The organism is Niveispirillum fermenti (assembly GCF_052474395.1).
Window position 1 is genome coordinate 1,761,655 of sequence record NZ_CP156681.1, and the last position, 22,933, is coordinate 1,784,587.

Consider the following 22,933-nt stretch of genomic DNA (forward strand, 5'->3'; position numbering starts at 1 on the left):
ACGCTTGAGGAACACGAAAAGCAAGAGGATGTTCCGGTCACCGGAAACACGCTCTAAGCAGGTTCCTCCAGATCGGGCCACACATGGCCCGGCCTGGAGGAACCCGCCGACTCCATGGTTTGCAGATTTTCCGAGCCCGCCCATCTGTGGGCGGCGTTCGGAAAATCTGCTTAGTAAACGCCGCCGGTGCCGGTGCCGATGGCCGGTTGTGGTGCCGTGGCGGCCGGCTGTCCGGGACCGCCCTGGACAAAGCCGGCCCCGGTATCGCCGCCATCCAGCACGCCTTCGGTGCCCCGGGGCTCCGTCCCCGGGATGAAGCCTTCCCAGATGGCGTTTCGGGTGCCGGGTGCTGCACGCCGCCCCGTTTCCGGATCGACCCGCACAAGCTGCAGCCCCGGCGGCACGCGGAAGGGCGTGGCCGGGGCATCCTTCAGGGCCGCTGTCATGAAATCCTTCACGATGGGCACGGCGATGCTTGATCCGGTTTCATGGCTGCCCATGGAACGCGGCTGGTCGTAGCCGACGAAGACGCCCACGGCCAGGTCCGGGGAAAAGCCGACGAACCATGCGTCCATGGAGTCGTTGGTGGTGCCGGTCTTGCCGGCCAGCGGTTTTCCGATCTCGCGCAGGCGCACACCGGTGCCGCGCTGCACCACACCTTCCAGCATGGACACGACCTGATAAACCGTGCGCGGATCGGCGATCTGCTCGCGTGTATCGGCGATCTTCGGCACGATGCCGGGGTCGGCCGGCGGGGCCATGCCGTCCGGCGCCGTCTGGCACCCGGGGCAGTCGCGCATGTCGTGGCGATAGACGGTCTTGCCGGCCTTGTCCTGCACGCGGTCGATGAAGCTGGGTTCGATCCTGCGGCCGCCATTGACCAGCATGGAATAGGCCGCCGTCAGGCGCAGCACGGTGGTTTCACCCGCGCCCAGCGCCATGGAGAGGGTGGGTTGCAGATTGTCGTTGATGCCGAACCGGCGGGCGACATCGACGACCGGTTCCATCCCGATATACTGGGCCAGCCGCACGGTCATGACATTGCGCGACTTCTCGATGCCGACGCGCAGCGGCGTCGGGCCGTAATAGCGGTCGGAGAAGTTGGACGGCTTCCATTTGCCCAGGCCCGCGCCCTGGTCGAGCGCGAACGGTGCGTCCAGCACCAGCGTGCTGGGCGTGAAACCCTCGTCCAGCGCCGCCAGATAGACGAAGGGCTTGAAGGCGGAGCCGGGCTGGCGATAAGCCTGCGTGGCGCGGTTGAACACGCTGATGCGTGAACTGAAGCCGCCCGACATGGCCAGCACCCGGCCCGTATGCGGGTCCATGGCGACCAGCGCGCCCTGAACCTCCGGGATCTGGCGCAGGGCCAGCGTATGCGCCTTCTCGTCCAGCGGCTCCACCAGCACGACCTCGCCCACGGCCAGGGCATCGGCCGCCTTCTGGATGGTGGGGCCTACGAACTTGCCGTCCTGGACCTTGCGTGCCCATTTCAGTTCGGCCAGCGGGATCCTGCCGCGGCTGCCATCGGCCAGCCCGACCTCCACCTGGTCGGCATCGGCGGCCAGGACGATTGCGAGATCCCATTCCTCGCCGCCGGGCGGGGTGCGCAGGTCTTCCAGCTTCTCCGGCCAGTTCTCCAGATTGTCGAGGCGGGTGACGGGACCGCGCCAGCCGTCACGCCGGTCATAGGCCATCAGCCCGTCGCGCAGGGCCGTGGACGCGGCGGCCTGGATGTCCGGGTCCAGTGTGGTGCGCACCGACAGGCCGCCGGCATAGAGCGTCTGTTCCCCGTAGAGCTTGGCCAGCTCGCGGCGGACCTCTTCCACGAAATAATCGGCGCGGATGTTGCTGTCGCCCGACCGGTCGGCGAAGACAAGCGGTTCGGCCCGGGCGGCCTCCGCCTCCTCCCGCGTGATGTAGCGGTCATCCTCCATGCGGCCGATGACATAGTTGCGCCGGGCGATGGCGGCATCGCGGTGGCGCTCCCGGTAATAGCGGTCGGGCGCCTTGGGCAGGCTGGCCAGGAAGGCGGCCTCCGCGATGGTCAGCTCACCCAGCGACTTGTTGAAATAGTTCAGCGCCGCGGCGCCCACACCATAGGCGCGGTTCCCCAGGAAAATCTCGTTCATGTAGATTTCGAGGATCTTGTCCTTGCCCATCGCCTTTTCGATCCGGCCGGCCAGGATGGCTTCCTTGATCTTGCGGACATAGGAGACCTCGTTCGACAGCAGGAAGATGCGGGTCACCTGCTGGGTGATGGTGCTGGCGCCGATAGGGCGGCGGCCCTGGCCGATATTCCTGATATTCTGCAACTGGGCGCGGACGACGGCCAGCCAGTCGACACCGCCATGGCTGTAGAAATTCTGATCCTCGGCAGAGATGAAGGCGTTGCTGACCCGCTTGGGGATGGCCTCGATCGGCACGAAGGCGCGGCGCTCGCTGGCGAATTCCGCCACCAGGCGCCCGTCGCCGGCATGCACGCGCGTGGCGACCGAGGGGTTGTAGTTGGCCAGGGTCGTATGGTCGGGAAGGTCCTTGCCATAATAGATCCAGCCGCCCCCCGCGGTTGCCGCCCCCAGCACCGCAAGCGATACGCCGGCGATCAACAACCCCTTCACAACACGATTCATGGTCCAACCCACCCGAAGCCGGCCGCGCAGCCGGATAAAACAAGGGTGCCGCCCGAGAAGGAGCGGCACCGGCCCCAAGACAATAACAGCAAGCGCAGGATTATGTCGCCCTGATGACCATCAAGGGGCCGCGTTGGCGGAAAGCGAGCCATCCGCCCCGCGCGGGACCATCCCCTTTTACCGCTGGCTGCTGAAATAGCCGTCCACAGCCCGCACCAGCGATCCGGCCAGCCGGCGTCGATGCGCGTCGGTGGCCAGCAGCCGGGCATCCTGCGGATGGCTGAGATAGCCCAGTTCGACCAGAACAGAGGGCACATCGGGTGCTGTCAGGACCGCCAGCCCGGCGGACCGCAGGGGTGACGGCAGGACCGGCACCTGCTTGTCCACATGGCGCACCACCAGACTGGCGAAGTGGCGGGACTGGTTCATCGTGTCGCGTTGGGACAGGCTGATCAGGATATTGGCGATGTCCGACGACTGGACGGACAGATCCATCCCGACGATGGCATCGGCCTGATTCTCCCGCTGGGCCAGCATTTCGGCTTCCCGGTCCGATGCCTTGTCGGACAGGGTATAGACCGACAGCCCGCGAATGTTGCGCGATGCGATGCTGTCGGCATGCAGCGAGATGAACAGGTCGGCCCCCTTGGTCCGGGCGATCGCCACGCGCTGGCGCAGGGGGATGAACAGGTCCTTGTCGCGTGTCAGGGCCACGCGGTAGCGGCCTGTTGCCAGCAACTGCCGGCGCAGCTCCAGCGTCACGGCAAGCACGATGTCCTTCTCATAGGCGCCACCGACCCCGATCGTGCCGGGGTCCTGGCCGCCATGGCCGGCATCCAGGACGATCATGGGCAGTTCCGGCCTGGGCTTTGCCTTGGGTGGCGGGGGTGGCGCCAGGGTGCTGACGCTGGCCGGCGTCAGGGCTGCGGCGCCGGTGCCCGCTGGCGCCGGACCCAGGTCCAGGATGAAGCGCGGCGGCATGCCGTCCCGTGGCGGGATGATCTCCGCCAGTTGTATATGCACGGGGGCCGTGGTCGACAGGACCAGACGCAGCCGGCTGGCAGAGGCGCCCGGTTCCAGGCGCACGTTGCGGACCAGTCCTTTGCCCGGCGGCAGACCGCTGTCGATCGACGCCTCCAGGTCCACGACCACCATCTGGGGCCGGGATGCATCCAGAATGAAATGCGTGTCGCGCGTCAGTTCCAGAACGAAGCGCGTCTTGTCACCGTGATCGCCCATGCGTGCGGCCAGGATGCGCGCAGGGCCGGGGAGGGTGGCCGGCATCGTCGCCGCGACGGCAGCGGTTTGCACAGGCGCCTGGGCCATCGCGACGTTCGCGGCCACCAGCCAGACAAGGCAAAAAAAGGTCATTGCCAGCACCCAGCGGGTCGCTGACGCCAGAAAAGCGGCGATGCCTGTCGGTCCCCCCCGGTTTGGCAAGCGGTCCTGTCCCCATCGTCAGACCGGCATGTTCCGGGCCGGTCAGCATGAAGCTCAATTGATGGGACCAATATAGGGCCGGTAAATCAGGGACTTCAACGGATTTCATCAGAGATCGCTTGAAATGGTGCCCGCCTGCATGCCGGCCGGCCCGGACCGGGGCACGGGAATCGACACGCGACCACCCGAAAGGATCAATTCTTTCGTTGTGGAAAAGGGGGGGAGTGTTTATGGTGTGAAGCGCGACAAACCGCATCTTGCCAGGGCCCTGAAACGGGCTTCGGCGTCGCGCCTGGGGATTGCTGCCGGTTGTCACGCCGTCTTAGCAGCACCCCGCGCAGGTGACGCCCAAAGGGATCGACCCCAGCTTGGTGCGGTTGCAGTGGAAACCTTGGGGCTGGCCCGTCCGGTTTATTCGGCGCGGGTCCGGCATTGGTGCCGGTCCATCCTGGCTGCTTCCCCTCAATGGGGCAGGCGCTGTTCGATTGTGACCATCCGTGCCCATGCTGTACGCCTCGCACCGTAATGGTGGCAGGGCCCGACCTCCGTCCCGTCGCGCGGAGGGGTGGGGAACCCTTGCCACGGGGATGACATATGGCCAAGCGTATGCTTGTGGACGCCACGCACCCGGAAGAGACCCGGGTCGTCGTGGTCAATGGTAACCGCCTGGAAGAGCTTGATTTCGAGATCGCCTCCAGGAAACAGCTCAAGGGCAATATCTATCTCGCCCGGGTGATCCGGGTCGAACCGTCGCTTCAGGCGGCGTTCGTCGAATATGGCGGGAACCGGCATGGTTTCCTGGCTTTCTCCGAAATCCACCCCGACTATTACCGCATTCCGGTCGCCGACCGGGAGGCACTGCTGCGCGAACAGCAGGAACTGGCGGAGGAGCGGGAGGCCCGCGCCGATCGGGGCGATGATGGCGACGCCGTGGGCGGTGACAGCGCCATCGACGGCGATCTGGCCGACCATGGCGAGGATGCCGGTGCCGTCCCGGCGCCGGAGGAAATCGGTGGTGCCGCGCCTGCGGCCATTGTGACCGATGATATCGGCGGGCCGGTCGTCGTCGACGCGGTGTCGGACGTGGTGGAAGCCGGGGACGCGGAAGGCGTGCCGGCCGGCGAGGAGCCTGACGGCGGCGAAGGCGATGGCGAAACCGCCGGCACGGGCGAGGCCTCGCCCTTCACGCACAGCAACGGTCGGGAAAGCCGTGGTCGTGCGCGCCGCTATCGCCCGGTGGCGGCCCAGGCCGAGGATAATGGCGACAGCGTCGAGGAGGAGGTGGAGGAAAGCCGTCCGCCCCAGCCCCGCCGCCGGCCGATGAAGTCCTACAAGATCCAGGAAGTCATCAAGCGCCGCCAGATCCTGCTGGTGCAGGTGACGAAGGAGGAGCGCGGCAACAAGGGTGCCGCCCTGACTACCTATCTGTCGCTGCCCGGCCGCTATGCCGTGCTGATGCCCAACACGCCGCGTGGCGGCGGCATCAGCCGCAAGATCACCAACCCGGCCGACCGTAAGCGCCTGAAGGAGATGCTGGAGGATTTCGACATTCCGTCAGGCATGTCGGTCATCCTGCGCACCGCCGGCATCGAGCGGTCGAAGCCGGAAATCCGTCGCGATCTTGAATATCTGATGCGCCTGTGGGACAGCATCCGCGAGACGACGCTGCAATCCGTCGCACCGGCGCTGATCTATGAGGAGGCGAACCTCATCAAGCGCACCATCCGCGACCTCTATTCCAGCGACATCGACGAGGTCCATGTCGAGGGCGAGGCCGGATATGGCGTGGCCAAGGACTTCATGCGCATGCTGATGCCCAGCCACGCCAAGAAGATCCAGCTTTATAACGATCCCGGCATTCCGCTGTTCCACCGGTTCCAGGTGGAAGGTGCCATCGAGACGATGTTCAATCCCATCGTCCAGTTGCGGTCGGGCGGCTATATCGTCATCAACCAGACCGAGGCGCTGGTCGCCATCGACGTGAATTCCGGCCGGTCGACCAAGGAACGGAATATCGAAGAAACGGCGCTGCGCACCAATCTGGAGGCCGCCGAGGAGGTGGCCCGCCAGTTGCGCCTGCGCGACCTGGCCGGTCTGGTTGTGGTCGACTTCATCGATATGGAGGACCCGCGCAACAACGCCGCGGTGGAAAAGCGCATCAAGGACGCCATGAAGGCCGACCGTGCGCGCATCCAGTTGGGCCGCATCTCCGCCTTCGGTCTTCTGGAACTGTCGCGCCAGCGCCTGCGCCCCTCCTTGCAGGAGATCAATTTCGAGCGCTGCCCGCACTGCCAGGGCACCGGCATGGTGCGCAGCCAGGAAAGTGCGGCCCTGGCCGTTCTGCGCGCCGTGGAGGAAGAGGGTATCCGCAAGCGTTCGGCGGAGATCACCGTGACCTGCGCGTCGCGCGTGACGCTTTACATCCTGAACCATAAGCGTGAAGCGCTGGCGGATATCGAGCGGCGCCACGGTCTGCGGGTCTATCTGCTGGCCGATGACCATCTGAATGGTCCCGACCACCGCCTGGAACGGCTGCGGGCCCGCACGCCGGCTGATGATGTTGCCGCGGCCGCGCCGGTCAGCGCCGAGCGCGTCATGGCCCAGACCGAACGCGCCATCGAGATGGAGGAGGTAGAGACCGAGGTCGAGCCCGCCGAGATCGAGGCCGAGGAGACCGAGGAAGTCGCGGAGAAGCCGCAGCCCCGTGCCGAGCGGGAGGACCGTGATGGTCGCCGCAACCGCCGCCGCCGTCGTCGTCGGCGGGGTGAGCGTGGCGAGGGTGCGGCATCTGATGGCGCGGATGCCGACAGCGCGAATGGCGATGGCGAGCCGGAGGGCGAGGACGAGACCGGTGTCGATGACACGCAGGCTCCTCCGGTTGCCGCCGACGGCGACAATGTCGAGGCACCGGTCGCCGAGACGGCCGGCGACGTGCCCGCCGCCACTGACGCCGCCGATGATGAGGATGAGGAGGCCCGCAAGAAGCGCCGCCGTGGCAAGCGTGGCGGTCGCCGTCGTGGCCGCCGCGACGAGACGGGGGCAGAGCAGCAGGATGGCGAGGAGGAAGCGGTCGACGCCGAGTCTGCTTCGACACCGGAAGCCGCCGCCGAGCCGGAAGCGGTGCCTGCCGCCGCGGCAACGGTGGAGCCGGTCCCTGTGGTGAGCGAGCCGGTTGTCGAAGCCGCTCCGGTGGAGGCCGCCCCGGTGGCGGAGGCCCCGCCCGAGGAGGCGCCGAAGAAGAAGCGCGCGACGCGCAGCCGCAAGAAGGTTGCCGAGGAAGCGGCGCCGGTGGCCGAGGCTGCTGTGCCGGTAGAGGCGGCAGCGGCTGTCGAACCGGCCCCGGTGGCAGAGGCCCCGCCCGAGGAGGCGCCGAAGAAGAAGCGTGCGACGCGCAGCCGCAAGAAGGTTGCCGAGGAAGCGGCAACCGAAGTCGTCCAGGTCGAGGCCGCGCCGGCCCCGGAGCCGGTCCCGGTTGAGCCGGCGGCCGCTGACGCCCCTGCCGAGGAGGCGCCGAAGAAGAAGCGCGCGACGCGCAGCCGCAAGAAGGTTGCCGAGGACGTGGCGCCGTTGGCCGAGGTCGCTGCGCCGGTGGAAGCCACACCGTTGGCCGAACCGGCCCCGGTGGAAGCCGCCCCCGAAGCGGTGGAACCCGTTGTGGAGGTGCCGGCCGAGCCCGAAGCCAAGCCGCGGCGCGGCTGGTGGAGCCGCAAGTCCTGAGGCTTGTTGCGATAACGGAACGAACGGGGGAGGTGGTTTTCCACCTCCCCCGTTTTCGTTGTGGTGCCGGAATGACGGGTCCGTTGGGGCCGGGGCGGCGATCCGTCGCTTTCCCTGCCGTCGCGAATGCGCTAAGCAACCGCGCGAGTTCCTGCCGAGAGATATTGTCATGACCGGTTCGACCCTTTCCCCCACAGCCCGCCTGACGGGCCGCGTCGCCCTGGTGACGGGTGCGTCGCGCGGCATTGGCGCCGCCGTGGCCGAGCAACTGGCGTGCGAAGGTGCCCATGTCGTACTGATCGCCCGCACGCTTGGCGCGCTGGAGGAACTGGACGATCGGATCAAGGCGCTGGGCGGTGCCGCGACCCTGATCCCGCAGGACCTGATGGAAGGGGCCAAGCTGGACAGTCTGGGGCCGGCCCTTTACGAGCGGTTCGGCCGGCTGGACATTTTCGTGCATGCCGCCGCCCAGTTGGGCACCCTGGGACCCATCGCCCATTCCGATCCCCGTGACTGGGACCGGGTGATGGGGGTTGGTGTGGCGGCCGGCATGCGGCTGATTCGCACCACCGATCCGCTGTTGCGCCGGTCCGATGCCGGTCGCGCGCTTCTGCTGACCGACCGCGTCGGGCGCGAGGCGACGGCCTACTGGTCGGCCTATGCCGCCGCCAAGGCCGCCATCGACATGATGGGCCGCACCTGGGCCGCCGAAACGCTGAACACCAGCTTGCGTGTCAACCTGATCGATCCCGGTCCCGTCGCCACGTCGTTGCGGGCGAAGGCGTTTCCCGGCGAACAGCCGGAAAGCCTGCGCACCCCGGCGGACGTGGCGCGCGCCATCGTTGAATTCACGGTGCCCGCCTGCGCCCTGCATGGGGAACTGATCGATCTTTCGCCGGCGTGACCCGCGTCACAGCGATGGCCGGGGCGGGGATATAGGCTCTTCCCATGCTGATCATTCCCCGTTCGGCATGCCCGTCGGGTTCCATCCCTTCCCCTCGGGCTGACGCCCCCGCCTTCAACCCGCCGCCCCGCCCGGGCTGGCGGGTTTCTTTTTTGTCTCGGGGCGCCGGGCCGGTCTTTGCCGGCACCGGTCCCTATCGCCGGGCACGGGGGTGTGCATCCTCGTACACGGCCAGGAGCTTCTCGGTATCGATATCCGTGTAGCGCTGGGTGGTCGACAGGCTGGCATGGCCCAGCAGGTCCTGGATGGCCCGCAGGTCGGCGCCGCTGCCCAGCAGATGGGTGGCAAAGCTGTGGCGCAGCGCGTGCGGTGTGGCGCTGTCGGGCAGGCCCATCTGGGCGCGCAGCATCTGCATCTGCCGGCGGGCGACGGATGGGTTCAGCCGGTCGCCACGACTGCCGCGGAACAGGGGGGCATCGCTGCCCGTGACCGGCCAGGGGCAGGCCTGGCGATAGGCTTCCAGCGCGGCATGGACGGCCGGAAGCACAGGGACCTGCCGTTCCTTGGACCCCTTGCCCAGCACGCGCACCGTGGTGGCACCCGATGGCAGGTCGCCCTGGTTCAGGGCCAGCGCCTCGCCGATGCGCAGGCCGCAGCCGTAAAGCAGTGTGAACAGCGCCTGGTCGCGCAGGCCGATCCAGGGCGCATCAGGCAGGCTGGCCGCTTCTTCCAGCAGGGCGGCGGCATCGGGAGCCGTCAGCGGGCGGGGCAGGGGGCGCTTCACCCGTGGGCTGTTCAGCGCGCCGATGGCCGGGTTGTGCAGAACCCCGCCACGGTCAAGCCAGCGATAGAGGTTGCGCACGCCCGCGATGCTGCGGGCCCTGGTCGCCGCGCCGGCCCCGTCCCCGGCGCGGGCCGACAACCAGGCGCGGAAATCGGACAAGGTCAGGGCCGCCAGTTCGTTCAACCCCGGCGCGCGGCCGCGATGACCGGCGATGAAGGACAGGAACCCGGAGAGGTCGTTATTGTAGGCCCGGATGGTGGCCCGGCTGACCCCCTTTTCCGCAACCAGCCAGCGCTGCCAGCGTTCAATGGCGTCGGCCAGGTCCGGCTGTGCCGCGAAACCCAGGCTGGCCGTCACCATGCCGGATCCAGATAGGCGGCGATGACCCGTTCCACCACACCCGACAGGAACAGCAGCAGGTCGGTCGCCTGACCCGGCTGGAACAGATCTGGATCGGCGGAACCGAAGGCCAGCAGGGCCGGCGTCCCGTCCACCCCTTCCGGTGCGCCCTCCACGGCCAGGCGCAGGCGGACCAGCGCCTGGCTGCGGATCAGCCCCGCCTGATGGCCCCAGACCTCAACCGATCCCAGGATGTCGGATTGCAGCGCCACATCGGCGCGGCCCAGGATGCGGTCGATGGTGCCGTGCGGTGCCATGCCCAGACCGACCGGCCCGATGCTGGCCACCGGTCCGGCCGGCTGTTCAACGACGAGGCTGGCCCCGTCCAGGTCCAGCAGGACCACCAGGTCGCCGGTGACGGCCTGCACCATCGCCTCCAGTCCGCGGCAGGACAGGAGATGCAGCACGGCGGCATGGACGCGCCGCAGGTTCATCATGTTGGCGCGGGTTGTGTCGACCAGTAATTGCTGCTGATCGGACAGGCGCCCGACCTCTCCCCGCAGCCGTTCCAGCATGCGTTCGCGGATATCGACCACGCCGGCCCCCCGTTCCGGCCCGGCCGGCGGCAGCAACTGGTGCAGCAGTTCCGGCCGGCGGGCCAGGAAATCGGGGTGGTCCCGCAGAAAGGCCGCCACGTCATCGGCCGTCAGTTCATCCATCGCGCTGGTGGTGATCTGTCCGGGTCCGCTGCTCATGGGGCCTTGTCCTTGGTCGGTTGCGCCATGTCCGTCTGTTGTCCGGCGGGGGATCAGCCGCGCTTGGGCAGGGGCTGGTCCAGGATCGACTGCCCCGTCTTGGCCCAGTCGGCCACGAACTGGGACAGGCCCTTGTCGGTCAGCGGATGGCCGGCCAACTGGCGGATGACGTTGGGCGGCATGGTGGCGACATGGGCGCCCATGCGGGCCGATTCCACGACATGGATCGGGTTACGCACCGAAGCCACCAGCACTTCTGTCGTGAAACCGGGATAATTGGCGTAAATCTCGACGATTTCCTGGATCAGGGTCAGGCCGTTCTGGCCGATATCGTCCAGGCGGCCGACGAAGGGAGAGATGAAGGCGGCGCCGGCCTTGGCGGCCAGAATGGCCTGGGCGGCGGAGAAGCACAGGGTCACGTTGACCATGGTGCCTTCGTTGGCCAGCGTGCGGCACACCTTCAGGCCGGCCGGGGTCAGCGGCACCTTCACGGCCACGTTCGAGGCGATCTGGGCCAGATACCGGCCTTCCTTCAGCATTGTGTCGAAATCGGTGGCGGCAACCTCGGCGCTGACCGGGCCCTGCACCACGTCGCAGATTTCGGCGATCAGTTCGACGAAGTTGCGGCCGGCCTTGGCGACCAGCGACGGGTTGGTGGTCACGCCGTCCAGCAGGCCGGTATCGGCCAGGTCACGGATATCGGCGAGGTCGGCGGTATCGACGAAGAACTTCATGGGTCGGGTCCTAAGGGCGCGATGAGATGGGGTGACCGGGCACAGCACCCGATCCGTGGCGGGGAAAGTAGCAACATCCCGTCCCCGTCGCCAGCGCCGCCGCCGACCATGGCGCGCATGGGTGGGCGGCGATGGGGATTCTGCCAAATCGGCCGCCCCGCTTCAAGCCCCTGCCCCGCCATCGCCGGGTCGTGATACACCCGATGTCCTCTCCCCCTGTCCGTCCGTCCGGGGCTGTCGGGAACCGTCCGGGGCCGGACGACGTTGGGGAGAGATCTTTATCAAGGGGCGTTCCGGGGGAGGGGAGAGATGGCGGAAGGCATGCGGCTGCGCGCGCGGGACGCGGAAGATCTGGCGGTGGTGTCTGCACTTTTGCAGGATGCGATCATTCCCATTGGCGATCTTGCCTTCCTGCCGCAGGAGGGGCTGTTCATCCTGATGGCCAGCCGTTTCCTGTGGGAAGGCGTGCCCGAGGATGGCGGCCCCAGCCCCGACGACGGGGAGGAGCGGTCGTATCGCATCTTGTGCGCCGTGCGTTTCCATAATGTGCGTGGCGTGCGCCGGCGCGGCCTGGACCTGGCCCGCCGGGACCAGTTCCTGTCGCTGCTGTCGGTGGAGGCGGCGGGTGACGGTGTCGTGCTGCTGCACCTTTCGGGCGGGGCCGACATCCGGCTGGAGGGTGAGGCCATCGAATGCCGGCTTGAGGATCGCGGCCAGCCATGGCCCGTCACCCTGCGCCCCGATCACGGGCTATGACGGTATCGGCCGGAGCTTCACGCAACCCGGCCTTTCGCTGCGGCGGGTGGACGAGCGGCATGCGGGCGTGCCATTTAGTCAGCCCCTTCCCCCACCTGGAGCGTCCAGGACATGATGTCGCCCGCCGCCAATGACCTGCTGGTGCTGGCCCTGCCCAAGGGCCGGATTCTGGAAGAGGTGAGGCCGCTTTTGCATCATGCCGGGATCGAGCCGGAAGCCGATTTCGACAACCCGAAATCCCGCGCCCTGCGTTTCGATACCAACCTGCCGCATGTGAAGATCATCCGTGTGCGCAGCTTCGACGTGGCCACCTTCGTGGCTTTCGGCGCGGCCCATCTGGGCGTGTGCGGCAGCGATGTCCTGATGGAATTCGACTATCCGGAGATTTACACGCCGCTGGACCTGGGCATCGGCCGGTGCCGTATCGCCGTGGCCGAGCCGGCGGACCTGTCGGGGAAGGACGATCCGTCGCGCTGGTCGCATGTGCGCGTAGCCACCAAATATCCGGAGATCACCCGGCGCCATTTCGCGGCGCGCGGCGTGCAGGCCGAATGTATCAAGCTGAACGGCGCCATGGAACTGGCCCCGACCCTGGGCCTGTGCAGCCGCATCGTCGACCTTGTGTCCACGGGCAGCACGCTGAAGGCCAACGGGCTGGTGGAGATCGAGCATATCGCCGACATCTCCTCCCGTCTGGTCGTGAACCGGGCCGCCTTCAAGACGCGCCATGGCGAGATCCAGGGCTGGATCGACCGTTTCCAGGAGGGTATCGGCAATGCCGGTTAAGTTCTCCACCCGTGATCCCGATTTCGAGGCCCGGTTCCAGGCGTTGCTGGGTGCCAAGCGGGAAGTGCAGGAAGACCTGAACAACGCCGTCGCCGCCATCCTGGCCGATGTGCGCGCCCGCGGCGATGCGGCCGTGCTGGACTATACAAGGCGTTGGGACCGGCTGGACCTGACACCGGAAGGCATGGTCGTCGGCGATGCGGAGGTGGAGGCGGCGGTCGCCCGCTGTGATGCCCGCACGCTGGACGCGCTGAAGCTGGCTGCCGACCGGATCGAGGCGTTCCATCGTAGGCAGGCCGTGGAGAACAACTTCTACACGGACGCCGCCGGGGTGCGCCTGGGCGCGCGCTGGACGCCCGTGGGGGCTGTCGGCCTCTACGTGCCGGGGGGACGGCCTCCTACCCCTCGTCGGTGCTGATGAATGCCATCCCGGCCAAGGTGGCGGGCGTACCGCGCATCGCCATGGTCGTGCCCACGCCCGATGGCGTGGTCAATCCCCTGGTCCTGGCGGCCGCGAAGCTTTCCGGCGTCACGGAGATATACCGCATCGGCGGGGCGCAGGCCGTGGCGGCACTGGCCTATGGCACGGCGACCATTTCGCCCGTGGACAAGATCACCGGCCCCGGCAATGCCTTTGTGGCGGCCGCCAAACGTCAGGTATTCGGCACGGTGGGCATCGACATGATCGCCGGACCGTCGGAAATCCTGGTCGTTGCCGATGGCGCCAACGATCCCGCCTGGATCGCGGCCGACCTTCTGTCCCAGGCCGAGCACGACACCTCCGCCCAGAGCATCCTGGTCACCGACGATGCCGGCTTCGCCGACGCCGTCGCGGCGGCTGTGGATGCCCATCTGGCCCGCCTGCCGCGGGCGCGGATCGCGGAGGAAAGCTGGCGCACGCATGGCGCCATCATCCTGGTCGGTGCGATGGACGAGGCGGTGGCCCTGGTGGACCGCATCGCGCCGGAGCATCTGGAACTGGCCGTGGCCGATCCGGACGGTCTGGCAGGAAGGGTGCGCAATGCCGGGGCCATTTTCCTGGGACGCCACACGCCGGAAGCCATCGGTGATTATGTAGCGGGCCCCAACCATGTGCTGCCCACGGCCCGGTCGGCCCGCTTCTCCAGCGGGCTCAACGTGCTGGACTTCATGAAGCGCACGACACTGGTCGGCTGTTCCCCCGACAGCCTGGCGGCCATCGGGCCGGCCGCTGTGGCCCTGGCCGAAGCGGAGGGACTGGGCGCGCACGCATTGTCGGTTGCAATCCGGCTTGCCAATCGCACCGCATGAAAGCAGGCTGGCAGCAAGCCACGACCACGACCGGGGAGGGATGATGACCGCGCCGAACCACCGTATCGCCCATGTCGAGTTGGTGGAGAAGAATGTCATCCGCCGCAACATGGAGGTGGAGCATGAGCGCGCCGTCGCCCTGTTCGACCTTCTGGACGAGAACAGCTTCGCCCTGGTGGAGACGCCGGAGGAAGGGCCGTTCCGCCTGTTCCTGTCGACGGAGGATAATCGTCTGGTCTTCGACCTGCGGCGGGAGGATGATTGTGCGCTAACCCGCATCACCCTGCCGCTGACGCCGTTTCGCACCATCGTGCGCGATTATTTCATGATCTGCGACAGCTATTACAAGGCGATCAAGACGGCGTCGCCCTCGCAGATCGAGGCCATCGACATGGGCCGGCGCGGTCTGCACAACGAGGGGTCGGAACTGCTGCGGGAAAGGCTGGCCGGCAAGGCCGAGATGGACCTGAATACGGCCCGGCGTCTGTTCACGCTCATCTGCGTGCTGCACATCCGTAGCTGACGGCGCCGTCGATGGCAGAGACCAATCCGACCCGTATCTCCAGCGTCCTGTTCGCCTGCACCTACAATTCCATCCGCTCCCCCATGGCCGAGGGGTTGTTGAAGATGCTGATGGGCAAGTCGATCTATGTCGACAGCGCCGGCGTGCGGGAAGGGGAGATCGATCCGTTCGTGACGGCCGTCATGGCGGAACTGGGTGTGGACATGTCCCGTCACCGCTGCAAGACATTCGATCAGTTGGAGGATGACAGCTTCGATCTGGTCGTCTCCCTGTCACCGGAGGCGCAGCACCGTGCCGTGGAAATGACCCGTACCACGGCCTGTGACGTGGAATTCTGGAACACCTTCGACCCCACGCTGGTCGAAGGCAGCCGGGAGGCACGACTCGACGCCTACCGGCAGGTGCGCGATACGCTGCTGAAGCGCCTGAAGAAACGCTTCGCCGCATCGTGAACCGCAGCGATACGCACGGGAACCCACCCGTCCCGCCCCAGCCATGCCCGGCGTGGGAAACGCCCCTGCTTTCTGCTGAAAACACTTGACCGCGGGCCCTGCGGCCATCACCTATGTGCGCGTTTTAGGCTCCCGCAATCAGGAAAACATGGCCAAGGAAGATCTGATCGAGTTTTCTGGCACAGTGACTGAACTGCTGCCCAACGCGATGTTCCGCGTGAAGCTCGACAATGAGCATGAAGTGCTGGCCCACACCTCCGGCAAGATGCGCAAGAACCGCATCCGCGTGCTGGCCGGTGACCGGGTCAATGTCGAAATGACCCCCTACGACCTGACCAAGGGTCGGATCACCTTCCGCTTCAAGTGAGCGGCAGGGATTGGGCATGAATATACGCGCGGCGGCGTCGCCCGATATCTCCGGCAAGGACCGGCCGCGCTTGATTCTGGCTTCCGGGTCGCCCCGGCGGCGGGAATTGCTGGCTCAGATCGGGCTGGTGCCGGACATGATCGATCCGGCCGACATCGATGAAACACCCCTGAAGGATGAACTGCCCCCCGCCCATGCCACGCGGTTGTCGCGGGAGAAGGCGGCCATCGTGGCCGCCCGCCATGCGGGGGCGGTCGTGCTGGCGGCCGACACCGTGGTGGGATTGGGGCGCCGCATCCTGCCCAAGGCCGACGATGCCGACACGGCACGCCGCTGTCTGGCCCTTCTGCAGGGCCGGCGGCACCGGGTCTATACCGGTGTGGCCCTTGTCGGGGCCGACGGGCGGTGCTGGAACCGGGTGGTGGAAAGCCAGGTGATTTTCCGCACCCTGTCGCCCGCCGAGATCGATCAGTATATCGCCACCGGCGACTGGAAGGGCAAGGCCGGCGGCTATGCCATCCAGGGGCTTGCCAGCCTGTTCGTGCGGCAGATGGGCGGCAGCTACAGCAATGTTGTGGGTTTGCCCCTGACCGAGGTGTCGGGGATGTTGCGCGCGGCCGGCATTGATGCGCTTGCCCTGGCCGCCGCCGCGGTCCGGACCAGCGTCGCAGATTGATGCGCCGCCGGCTGCTGATCGACCGGCGCGGCCCCTTGCGGCGCTGTGCGCTGCTGTCCGATGGCGTGCTGACCGATCTGGCCATCGACAATGTCGATCGGCCCGTCTGGCAGGGTGCCATCGTGCAGGGGCGTGTCGGGCGGCTGGTTTCCGGGCTGGACGCCGCCTTTGTGGAGTTCGGGGACAGCCTTGCAGGCTTCCTGGCCGCAGGCGATGTGCGGCCCGGCCGGCGTGATGCACGGATCGGGCAATTGCTGCGCACGGGGCAGACCATTACCGTGCAGGTCAAGGCTGACGCCCATGACGGCAAGGGAGCGGTCCTGACCATGGACCTGTCTTTGCCCGGCCGTTTCCTGGTCTACAACCCGCTTGGCGACGGCCTGCATATCTCCCGACGCCTGGGCAAGGGGCCGGTCGTCGCATCCCTGCGCCAGCGTTTGTCGCAGGACCTGCCCAACGGGGGCGGCTGGATCGTCCGGGCAGAGGCGTTGCACGCCGATCCCGCCCTGGTGCTGGCGGAGGCCGAAACGTTGCTGGCCGATGCGCACCGGGCCCGGCCGGCGGTGTCGGGACAGGCGCCCGCTCTCCTGTTGCCTGCCCCCGATGCCATCCGTCGCGCCCTGGTGGAACTGCCGCGCGACGGGCTGGCAGAGGTGCGGGTGGAAGGGCCGGAGACGCTGGCAGCTGTCAGAACGGCCTGCCTGGGCCTGGCGCCCGACCTGCTGCCCCTGGTGACCTTGCACAAGGGTCCCGATGCGCTGTTCGATCAGGGCGACCTGGACGGCGCCATCGCCGCCCTGGCCGATCGGCATGTGCCCCTGGCACAGGGGGGTTCCCTGGTCATCGACCGGACGGAGGCGCTGACCGTCATCGATGTGAATGGCGGGGAACGCGGCAATCCCCTGGCAACCAACCTGGATGCCTGCCGGGAAATCGCGCGGCAATTGCGCTTGCGCAATATCGGCGGCATCGTGGTGGTCGATTTCGTGAACATGGCGCGGGCTGGTGACCGGGAGGCGGTGATCCAGTGCCTGTCCACGGCGGTGGCGGACGACGCCGTGGCGACCCATGTCTATGGCATGTCGCGTCTGGGCCTGGTGGAGGTGACACGCGCGCGCCGCGGCCCACCCCTGGCCGATCTGGTCGGCGGAAGCCGGGCTGAACAAGGAACAAGACATGAGTGACGACCCTATCGACCTGTCCAGCGCCCGGCGCCCCCGCAAGGCTGCCGGCTGTCCTATATGCGGCAAGCCGCCGGTGCCGGACTTTCGCCCTTTCTGTTCCAAGCGCTGTGCCGACGTGGATCTGTCCCGCTGGCTGGGCGAGGTTTACCGCGTCCCGGTGGAGGACGAGGCGGGGGAGCAGGAACCTTGAGAAAAATTTTCGGGAAAATTTCCCGGGCGCCGTAATTCAATGCTTTACAGCCCCGAACGGCTTGTCTATAAGGCGCTCCACACCGGGCGGCGGTGAACAAAAGACGCTCTGGTGCTTGATGTGCGGTGTGCCCAGGTAGCTCAGTCGGTAGAGCAGGGGATTGAAAATCCCCGTGTCGGCGGTTCGATTCCGTCCCTGGGCACCACTTCAGAAAGTCATATTCTTTAATTTGCCAAACCTCTCCAGTAAAATCGGAGGGGTTTTTTGTTTTCTTAGTTTATTTTTAGCGTCACGTGCCGATTTCCCAGTCCTGGTTACTTGGTAGGGCGGGCCGGCATTGTCATGGCTATGACGGCGGCCAATACGCAGGCCAGACCGATCCAGGCCGTGGGCGATAGGGTTTCGCCCAGCACGATAAGGCTGATACCGACACCGACGGGCACGCGCAGGTAGGCCTGGGCCGTGGTGCCGACAGACCCCAATGTCTGGACCAGCCGGAAATAGATGGTGAAGGCCAGCGCGGTGGAGAAGACAGACAGGCACAAGAGCGCCAGGATCGACTGGCCGGACGGTGTCAGCGTCCAGGGCCTTTCCACCGCCAGGCTGACAGGCACCAGCAGCATGGCCCCGCACAGCATGGACCCCGCTGCCGGAACCAGGGGCGAGAGGCCCTTGAAATTCCGGCTGTAGACAGCGGCCCCGGCATAGCTGACGGTGGCTGCCACGATGGCCAGCTGTGCGCCCAGTTCCCGGCCCAGCCCGTCCAGCGCCTGCACCCCGATGATCAGGCAGATACCCAGCATGCCCGCGGCCACGCCGAACAGCTTGGGCGCTGTCACCGCTTCATGCCGCGTGACGAAGGCTGTCAGCAGGAAGGTGAAGATGGGTGTCGTGGAATTCAGGATGGCCGTCAGGCCGGCATCGGTGCTTTGTTCCGCCCAGGCCACCAGGGTGAAGGGCAGGGCACTGTTCATGCAGGCCTGGAACAGGAAGCGCCGCCAGATCACCGGATCGCGCGGCAGGGTCAGGCGGCGCCAGGCCATGACTGCGACCAGAAGGCCTCCGGCGATCAGGGTGCGCACGGCGATCAGGGTGACGGGCGGAATGGTTTCCACCCCGATCTTGATGAAGGTATAGGATGCCCCCCAAAGGCAGGCCAGGACCAGCAGCAGCCCCAGTTCCACGATCATGTTCGGCCGCGTACCCATCACCCTGTCCTCATCGGTTCGGCGCCCCATTTGCTGCCAACCCAAGGGGCGCCGTCCAGCGGTTTCAATGGGCTGGGGTCTGCCCTGCGGGCCGTTCATATGGCCGGCCCGACCTGTCCTTTCGTATGCTCGTCGCCGATAAGGGGCGATAGGGATGGTGCCGGGGGGTGCGGGCAGGCAATATGGCGGCGTCTGGTCCCTGTTACCGACTGGTCCCATGTCGCGTTCCTGCCTTTCCTGGCTGCTTGCCCTGTGTCTGCTTGTGCCTGCCGGCCCCTCCTGGGCGGAGCGGCCGGCGGCAGCGCGACCGGAGCAGGGCGGCGGGATGGGCAAGCTGCCCTGGCAGAGCTGGATCGATCCGGGCCGCCTGCCGCCGCGGCCCGTGCCGCAGCGCCGCGACCGCATCGTCTATGCGTTCGACCAGGCGGGCCGGACCCAGCTCACCGCCAACCCGGAATTATCGAAACTGTGCCGGGCCGGCCGGTTCATGCAGTTGATCGACCTGCATTACCGTGCGTTCGGCCCGCGGGAACGGGCTTTCGGCGTGGCCTATGGCCGCATGGCCGTCAATCTTTACGACCCGTTGCACAGGCGACAAGACGATACGGTCTATTTTTTCCGCGATCAGGACACGACGCGCTGCGCCGTCTTCACGGCCCGGCAGGAGGATCTGCGCCGCTTCTATATCGGTCCGTGACGGGCCACGTCCCCCCTGCATCCCGCAACACGCATCCCAGCGCCCCAAGCTGGGCACTTCAATTCGGAAGGCGACCTCTCTATATAGGCCCCTCAGCCGGGCGCCCCCCGCACCCATTGTGGAGCGGGGGGCGTTTTGGCGCGACCACATCGCCCTTCCCGCCCGAAAAAGACGGTCCGATTGATCATGCCGAAACGCACCGACATCAAATCCATCTGCATCATCGGCGCGGGTCCGATCATCATCGGACAGGCCTGCGAATTCGATTATTCCGGCGTCCAGGCTTGCAAGGCCCTGAAGGAGGAAGGCTACCGCGTCATCCTCGTCAACTCCAATCCGGCCACCATCATGACCGATCCCGGTCTGGCCGATGCGACCTATATCGAGCCGATCACGCCGGCCATGGTCGCCAAGATCCTGGAAAAGGAGCGGCCTGACGCGCTGCTGCCCACCATGGGCGGGCAGACGGCGCTGAACACGGCCCTGTCGCTGTTCCGCGACGGAACCCTGGACCGGCTGGGGATCGAGATGATCGGCGCCAAGGCCGATGTCATCGAAAAGGCCGAGGACCGGCTGAAGTTCCGCGACGCCATGGACAAGATCGGGCTGGAAAGCCCGCGGTCGCGCGTCGTGAAGAATTATGACGAGGCCCTGGACGCGCTGGCCTTCGTGGGCCTGCCCGCCATCATCCGCCCGTCCTTCACGCTGGCCGGCACCGGCGGCGGCATCGCCTTCAACCGCGCGGAGTTCGAAGACATCGTGCGCGGCGGCCTGCGCGCCAGCCCCGTGAACGAGGTGCTGATCGAGGAGTTGGTCCTGGGCTGGAAAGAGTATGAGATGGAGGTTGTCCGCGACAGCAAGGACAATTGCATCATCATCTGCTCGATCGAGAATATCGATGCCATGGGCGTGCATACGGGCGACAGCATGACGGTCGCCCCGGCCCTGACGCTGACCGACAAAGAATACCAGATCATGCGCAATGCCAGCCTGACGGTGCTGCGCGAGATCGGCGTGGATACGGGCGGGTCGAACGTGCAGTTCGGCATCCATCCCGACACCGGCCGCATGGTCGTGATCGAGATGAACCCCCGGGTCTCCCGTTCCTCCGCGCTGGCATCGAAGGCCACGGGCTTCCCCATCGCCAAGATCGCCGCGAAGCTGGCCGTCGGCTACACGCTGGATGAACTGGACAACGACATCACCGGTTCCACGCCGGCCAGCTTCGAGCCGACGATCGACTATGTCGTCACGAAGATCCCGCGCTTCGCGTTCGAGAAGTTCCCCGGCGCCGACAATACGCTGACCACTTCGATGAAGTCGGTCGGTGAGGTGATGGCCATCGGCCGCACCTTCGCCGAAAGCATGCAGAAGGCCCTGCGCGGGATGGAAACCGGTCTGACCGGCTTCGACGAGATCGACCTGCGCGATGCCAGCGGCAATGTCGACGATGCCCGCCTGCGCCACATGCTGAGTCGCCCGACGCCGGAGCGTCTGCTGATGGTGGCCCAGGCCATGCGCCATGGCTGGACCATCGAGCAGATTTATGAGGAGTGCAAGTACGACCCCTGGTTCATGCGCCAGATCCAGGCGATCGTGCAGGAGGAGGAGGCCATCCGGGCCACGGGCGTGCAAGGCCTGGACGCGCAGGCGATGGCCCGCATCAAGGCCATGGGCTTCAGCGATGCCCGTATCGCCACGCTGACGGGCCAGCCGGAATCGGCCGTGTCGGCCCATCGCCGCGCGCTGGACGTGCGCCCGGTCTTCAAGCGCATCGACACCTGTGCGGCGGAGTTCGCCAGCCGCACGCCCTATATGTATTCCACCTACGAAGGCAACGGCCTGGAGCCGGCGGAATGCGAAAGCGCGCCGACCGACAGGAAGAAGGTCGTCATCCTGGGCGGCGGTCCCAACCGCATCGGTCAGGGCATCGAGTTCGACTATTGCTGCGTCCACGCCGTCTATGCACTCCAGGAGGCGGGCTATGAGACGATCATGGTCAACTGCAACCCGGAAACCGTTTCCACCGACTATGACACGGCCGACCGCCTCTATTTCGAGCCGCTGACGGCGGAGGATGTGATCGAGCTGGTGGAGAAGGAAAACCAGAACGGCGAGGTCAAGGGACTGATCGTGCAGTTCGGCGGCCAGACGCCGCTGAAGCTGGCCACCGCCCTGGAACAGGCCGGCCTGCCCATCCTGGGCACCACGCCCGACGCCATCGACCTGGCCGAGGATCGCGAGCGTTTCCAGCAGCTTCTGCACAAGCTGGAACTGCGCCAGCCCGCCAATGGCCTGGCCCGTTCGCTGGAAGAGGCGGAGAAGGTCGCCGGCCAGATCGGCTTCCCCGTGGTCATCCGCCCGTCCTACGTGCTGGGCGGCCGCGCCATGGAGATCGTGCATGACATGGCCGGCCTGCGCCGTTACATCGCCACCGCGGTGAAGGTGTCGGGCAAGAACCCTGTGCTGATCGACAGCTACCTTCAGGACGCGATCGAGGTGGATGTGGATGCCGTGGCCGATGCCGACGGCCAAGTCTATGTCGCCGGCATCATGGAGCATATCGAGGAGGCCGGCATCCATTCCGGCGACAGCGCCTGTGCCCTGCCACCCTATACGCTGTCCAAGGCCGTGGTGGATGAATTGTCGGTCCAGGCCGTGAAGCTGGCCAAGGGGCTCAACGTTGTCGGCCTGATGAACATCCAGTTCGCGGTCAAGCAGTCGGCCGACGGGTCGGGCACCGACGGTTTCGACATCTACATCCTGGAGGTCAATCCGCGCGCCAGCCGCACGGTGCCCTTCGTGGCCAAGGCGACGGGCACGCCCATCGCCAAGATCGCGGCCCGGATCATGGCCGGCGAGAAGCTTGGCCAGTTCAAGCTGTCCGGTCCGTTCCCGCCGCACACGGCCGTGAAGGAAGCCGTCTTCCCGTTCAACCGTTTCCCCGGCGTGGATATCCTGCTGGGGCCGGAAATGCGGTCGACGGGCGAGGTGATGGGCCTGGACCGCAACTTCGCCATGGCCTTCGCCAAGAGCCAGATGGGCGCCGGCGTCACCCTGCCCAAGGAAGGGACGGTGTTCATTTCCGTGCGCGAGCGCGACAAACCCGCCATGGTGCCGGTGGCCGCCAAGCTGCTGGAACTGGGCTTCAAGGTGGTTGCCACGCGCGGGACGGCCAGGCACCTGGCCGAAAACGGCGTGAAGGTCGCGGCCATCAACAAGGTGGTCGAGGGCCAGCCCCATATCGTCGATGCCATGATCAATGGCGATGTTCAGCTCATCTTCAACACGACCGAAGGGTCGCAGGCGGTGTCCGACAGCTTCAGCTTGCGCCGCACCGCGCTGACCAATAACATCCCCTATTACACCACGGTGGCCGGGGCCGAGGCGGCGGTCGAAGCCATCTCGGCGCTGAAAGCCGGCGGTCTTGACGTGGCTCCGCTCCAGTCCTACTTGAGCGGTTCGTACTGAGGACAGGCGGATCTCGGCGGGGCGGGCGAC

General features: G+C 66.7%; 18 protein-coding genes, 1 tRNA gene and 1 pseudogene. 14 read left to right on the forward strand and 6 right to left on the reverse strand.

Features of this window, described 5'->3' with window-relative positions:
• Window positions 1-170: 170 nt before the first annotated feature.
• Both ABC728_RS19550 and ABC728_RS19555 read right to left on the reverse strand, forming a co-directional pair.
• Window positions 171-2,630 (reverse strand): penicillin-binding protein 1A, encoded by a 2,460-nt coding sequence (locus ABC728_RS19550; RefSeq protein ID WP_416618509.1) that lies wholly within the window; start codon window positions 2,628-2,630, stop codon window positions 171-173.
• Window positions 2,631-2,807: 177 nt separating this feature from the next.
• The gene (locus ABC728_RS19555) at window positions 2,808-4,001 is read right to left on the reverse strand and encodes an N-acetylmuramoyl-L-alanine amidase family protein (RefSeq protein ID WP_416618510.1); all 1,194 of its coding nucleotides are present in this window, start codon (window positions 3,999-4,001) and stop codon (window positions 2,808-2,810) included.
• A gap of 663 nt (window positions 4,002-4,664) precedes the next feature.
• On the opposite strand from ABC728_RS19555, the gene ABC728_RS19560 reads away from it, so the two are divergent.
• Both ABC728_RS19560 and ABC728_RS19565 read left to right on the forward strand, forming a co-directional pair.
• Window positions 4,665-7,787 carry an Rne/Rng family ribonuclease gene (locus ABC728_RS19560; protein WP_416618511.1) on the forward strand — a complete coding sequence of 1,041 codons (3,123 nt, stop codon included), beginning with the start codon at window positions 4,665-4,667 and terminating at the stop codon, window positions 7,785-7,787.
• A 169-nt stretch (window positions 7,788-7,956) separates the two neighbouring features.
• Complete coding sequence (locus ABC728_RS19565; protein WP_416618512.1) at window positions 7,957-8,691, forward strand: SDR family NAD(P)-dependent oxidoreductase; 735 nt, start codon at window positions 7,957-7,959, stop codon at window positions 8,689-8,691.
• A gap of 193 nt (window positions 8,692-8,884) precedes the next feature.
• Here ABC728_RS19565 and ABC728_RS19570 read toward each other — a convergent pair whose 3' ends face one another.
• The 3 genes from ABC728_RS19570 to fsa are packed head-to-tail and all read right to left on the reverse strand — an operon-like array spanning window position 8,885 to window position 11,303.
• Window positions 8,885-9,835, reverse strand: coding sequence for a tyrosine recombinase XerC (locus tag ABC728_RS19570; protein WP_416618513.1), 951 nt, complete (start codon window positions 9,833-9,835; stop codon window positions 8,885-8,887).
• Window positions 9,829-10,569, reverse strand: coding sequence for a DUF484 family protein (locus tag ABC728_RS19575; RefSeq protein ID WP_416618514.1), 741 nt, complete (start codon window positions 10,567-10,569; stop codon window positions 9,829-9,831). The genes ABC728_RS19570 and ABC728_RS19575 overlap by 7 nt, the downstream gene beginning before the upstream one ends.
• Window positions 10,570-10,622: 53 nt before the next feature.
• Window positions 10,623-11,303 (reverse strand): fructose-6-phosphate aldolase, encoded by a 681-nt coding sequence (fsa, locus tag ABC728_RS19580; RefSeq protein WP_416618515.1) that lies wholly within the window; start codon window positions 11,301-11,303, stop codon window positions 10,623-10,625.
• Between the two features lie 309 nt (window positions 11,304-11,612).
• Between fsa and ABC728_RS19585 the strand changes: the two genes are divergently transcribed.
• From ABC728_RS19585 to ABC728_RS19630, 10 genes and pseudogenes are all read left to right on the forward strand, one after another.
• Window positions 11,613-12,059, forward strand: a complete 447-nt coding sequence (locus ABC728_RS19585; RefSeq protein WP_416618516.1) for a DUF2948 family protein — start codon at window positions 11,613-11,615, stop codon at window positions 12,057-12,059.
• A gap of 114 nt (window positions 12,060-12,173) precedes the next feature.
• The gene (gene hisG / locus ABC728_RS19590; protein WP_416618553.1) at window positions 12,174-12,845 is read left to right on the forward strand and encodes an ATP phosphoribosyltransferase; all 672 of its coding nucleotides are present in this window, start codon (window positions 12,174-12,176) and stop codon (window positions 12,843-12,845) included.
• Window positions 12,835-14,135 (forward strand): annotated as a pseudogene (gene hisD / locus ABC728_RS19595) (histidinol dehydrogenase). The gene hisG and the pseudogene hisD overlap by 11 nt, the downstream one beginning before the upstream one ends.
• A 40-nt stretch (window positions 14,136-14,175) precedes the next feature.
• Entirely contained in the window at window positions 14,176-14,658 is a 483-nt protein-coding gene (locus ABC728_RS19600; RefSeq protein ID WP_416618518.1) for a UPF0262 family protein, read from the forward strand.
• A gap of 11 nt (window positions 14,659-14,669) precedes the next feature.
• Window positions 14,670-15,110: an arsenate reductase ArsC gene (locus tag ABC728_RS19605; protein WP_416618519.1), complete on the forward strand. Its 441-nt coding sequence runs from the start codon at window positions 14,670-14,672 to the stop codon at window positions 15,108-15,110.
• A 148-nt stretch (window positions 15,111-15,258) separates the two neighbouring features.
• Complete coding sequence (gene infA / locus ABC728_RS19610) at window positions 15,259-15,477, forward strand: translation initiation factor IF-1 (protein ID WP_028097283.1); 219 nt, start codon at window positions 15,259-15,261, stop codon at window positions 15,475-15,477.
• A gap of 16 nt (window positions 15,478-15,493) precedes the next feature.
• Complete coding sequence (locus ABC728_RS19615) at window positions 15,494-16,153, forward strand: Maf family protein (protein WP_416618520.1); 660 nt, start codon at window positions 15,494-15,496, stop codon at window positions 16,151-16,153.
• Complete coding sequence (locus ABC728_RS19620) at window positions 16,153-17,337, forward strand: ribonuclease E/G (protein ID WP_416618554.1); 1,185 nt, start codon at window positions 16,153-16,155, stop codon at window positions 17,335-17,337. The genes ABC728_RS19615 and ABC728_RS19620 overlap by 1 nt, the downstream gene beginning before the upstream one ends.
• Window positions 17,330-17,527 (forward strand): DNA gyrase inhibitor YacG, encoded by a 198-nt coding sequence (locus ABC728_RS19625; RefSeq protein ID WP_416618521.1) that lies wholly within the window; start codon window positions 17,330-17,332, stop codon window positions 17,525-17,527. Before ABC728_RS19620 ends, ABC728_RS19625 begins: the two co-directional genes overlap by 8 nt.
• Before the next feature lie 129 nt (window positions 17,528-17,656).
• Window positions 17,657-17,732 (forward strand) — tRNA-Phe (locus tag ABC728_RS19630).
• Between the two features lie 109 nt (window positions 17,733-17,841).
• On the opposite strand, the gene ABC728_RS19635 is transcribed toward ABC728_RS19630, so the two are convergent.
• Window positions 17,842-18,735: a DMT family transporter gene (locus tag ABC728_RS19635; RefSeq protein WP_416618522.1), complete on the reverse strand. Its 894-nt coding sequence runs from the start codon at window positions 18,733-18,735 to the stop codon at window positions 17,842-17,844.
• Between the two features lie 217 nt (window positions 18,736-18,952).
• On the opposite strand from ABC728_RS19635, the gene ABC728_RS19640 reads away from it, so the two are divergent.
• Entirely contained in the window at window positions 18,953-19,432 is a 480-nt protein-coding gene (locus tag ABC728_RS19640; protein WP_416618523.1) for a hypothetical protein, read from the forward strand.
• A 186-nt stretch (window positions 19,433-19,618) separates the two neighbouring features.
• A complete protein-coding gene (gene carB / locus ABC728_RS19645) occupies window positions 19,619-22,903 on the forward strand; it encodes a carbamoyl-phosphate synthase large subunit (RefSeq protein WP_445376465.1) in 3,285 nt (1,094 codons plus the stop codon).
• Window positions 22,904-22,933: the final 30 nt, after the last annotated feature.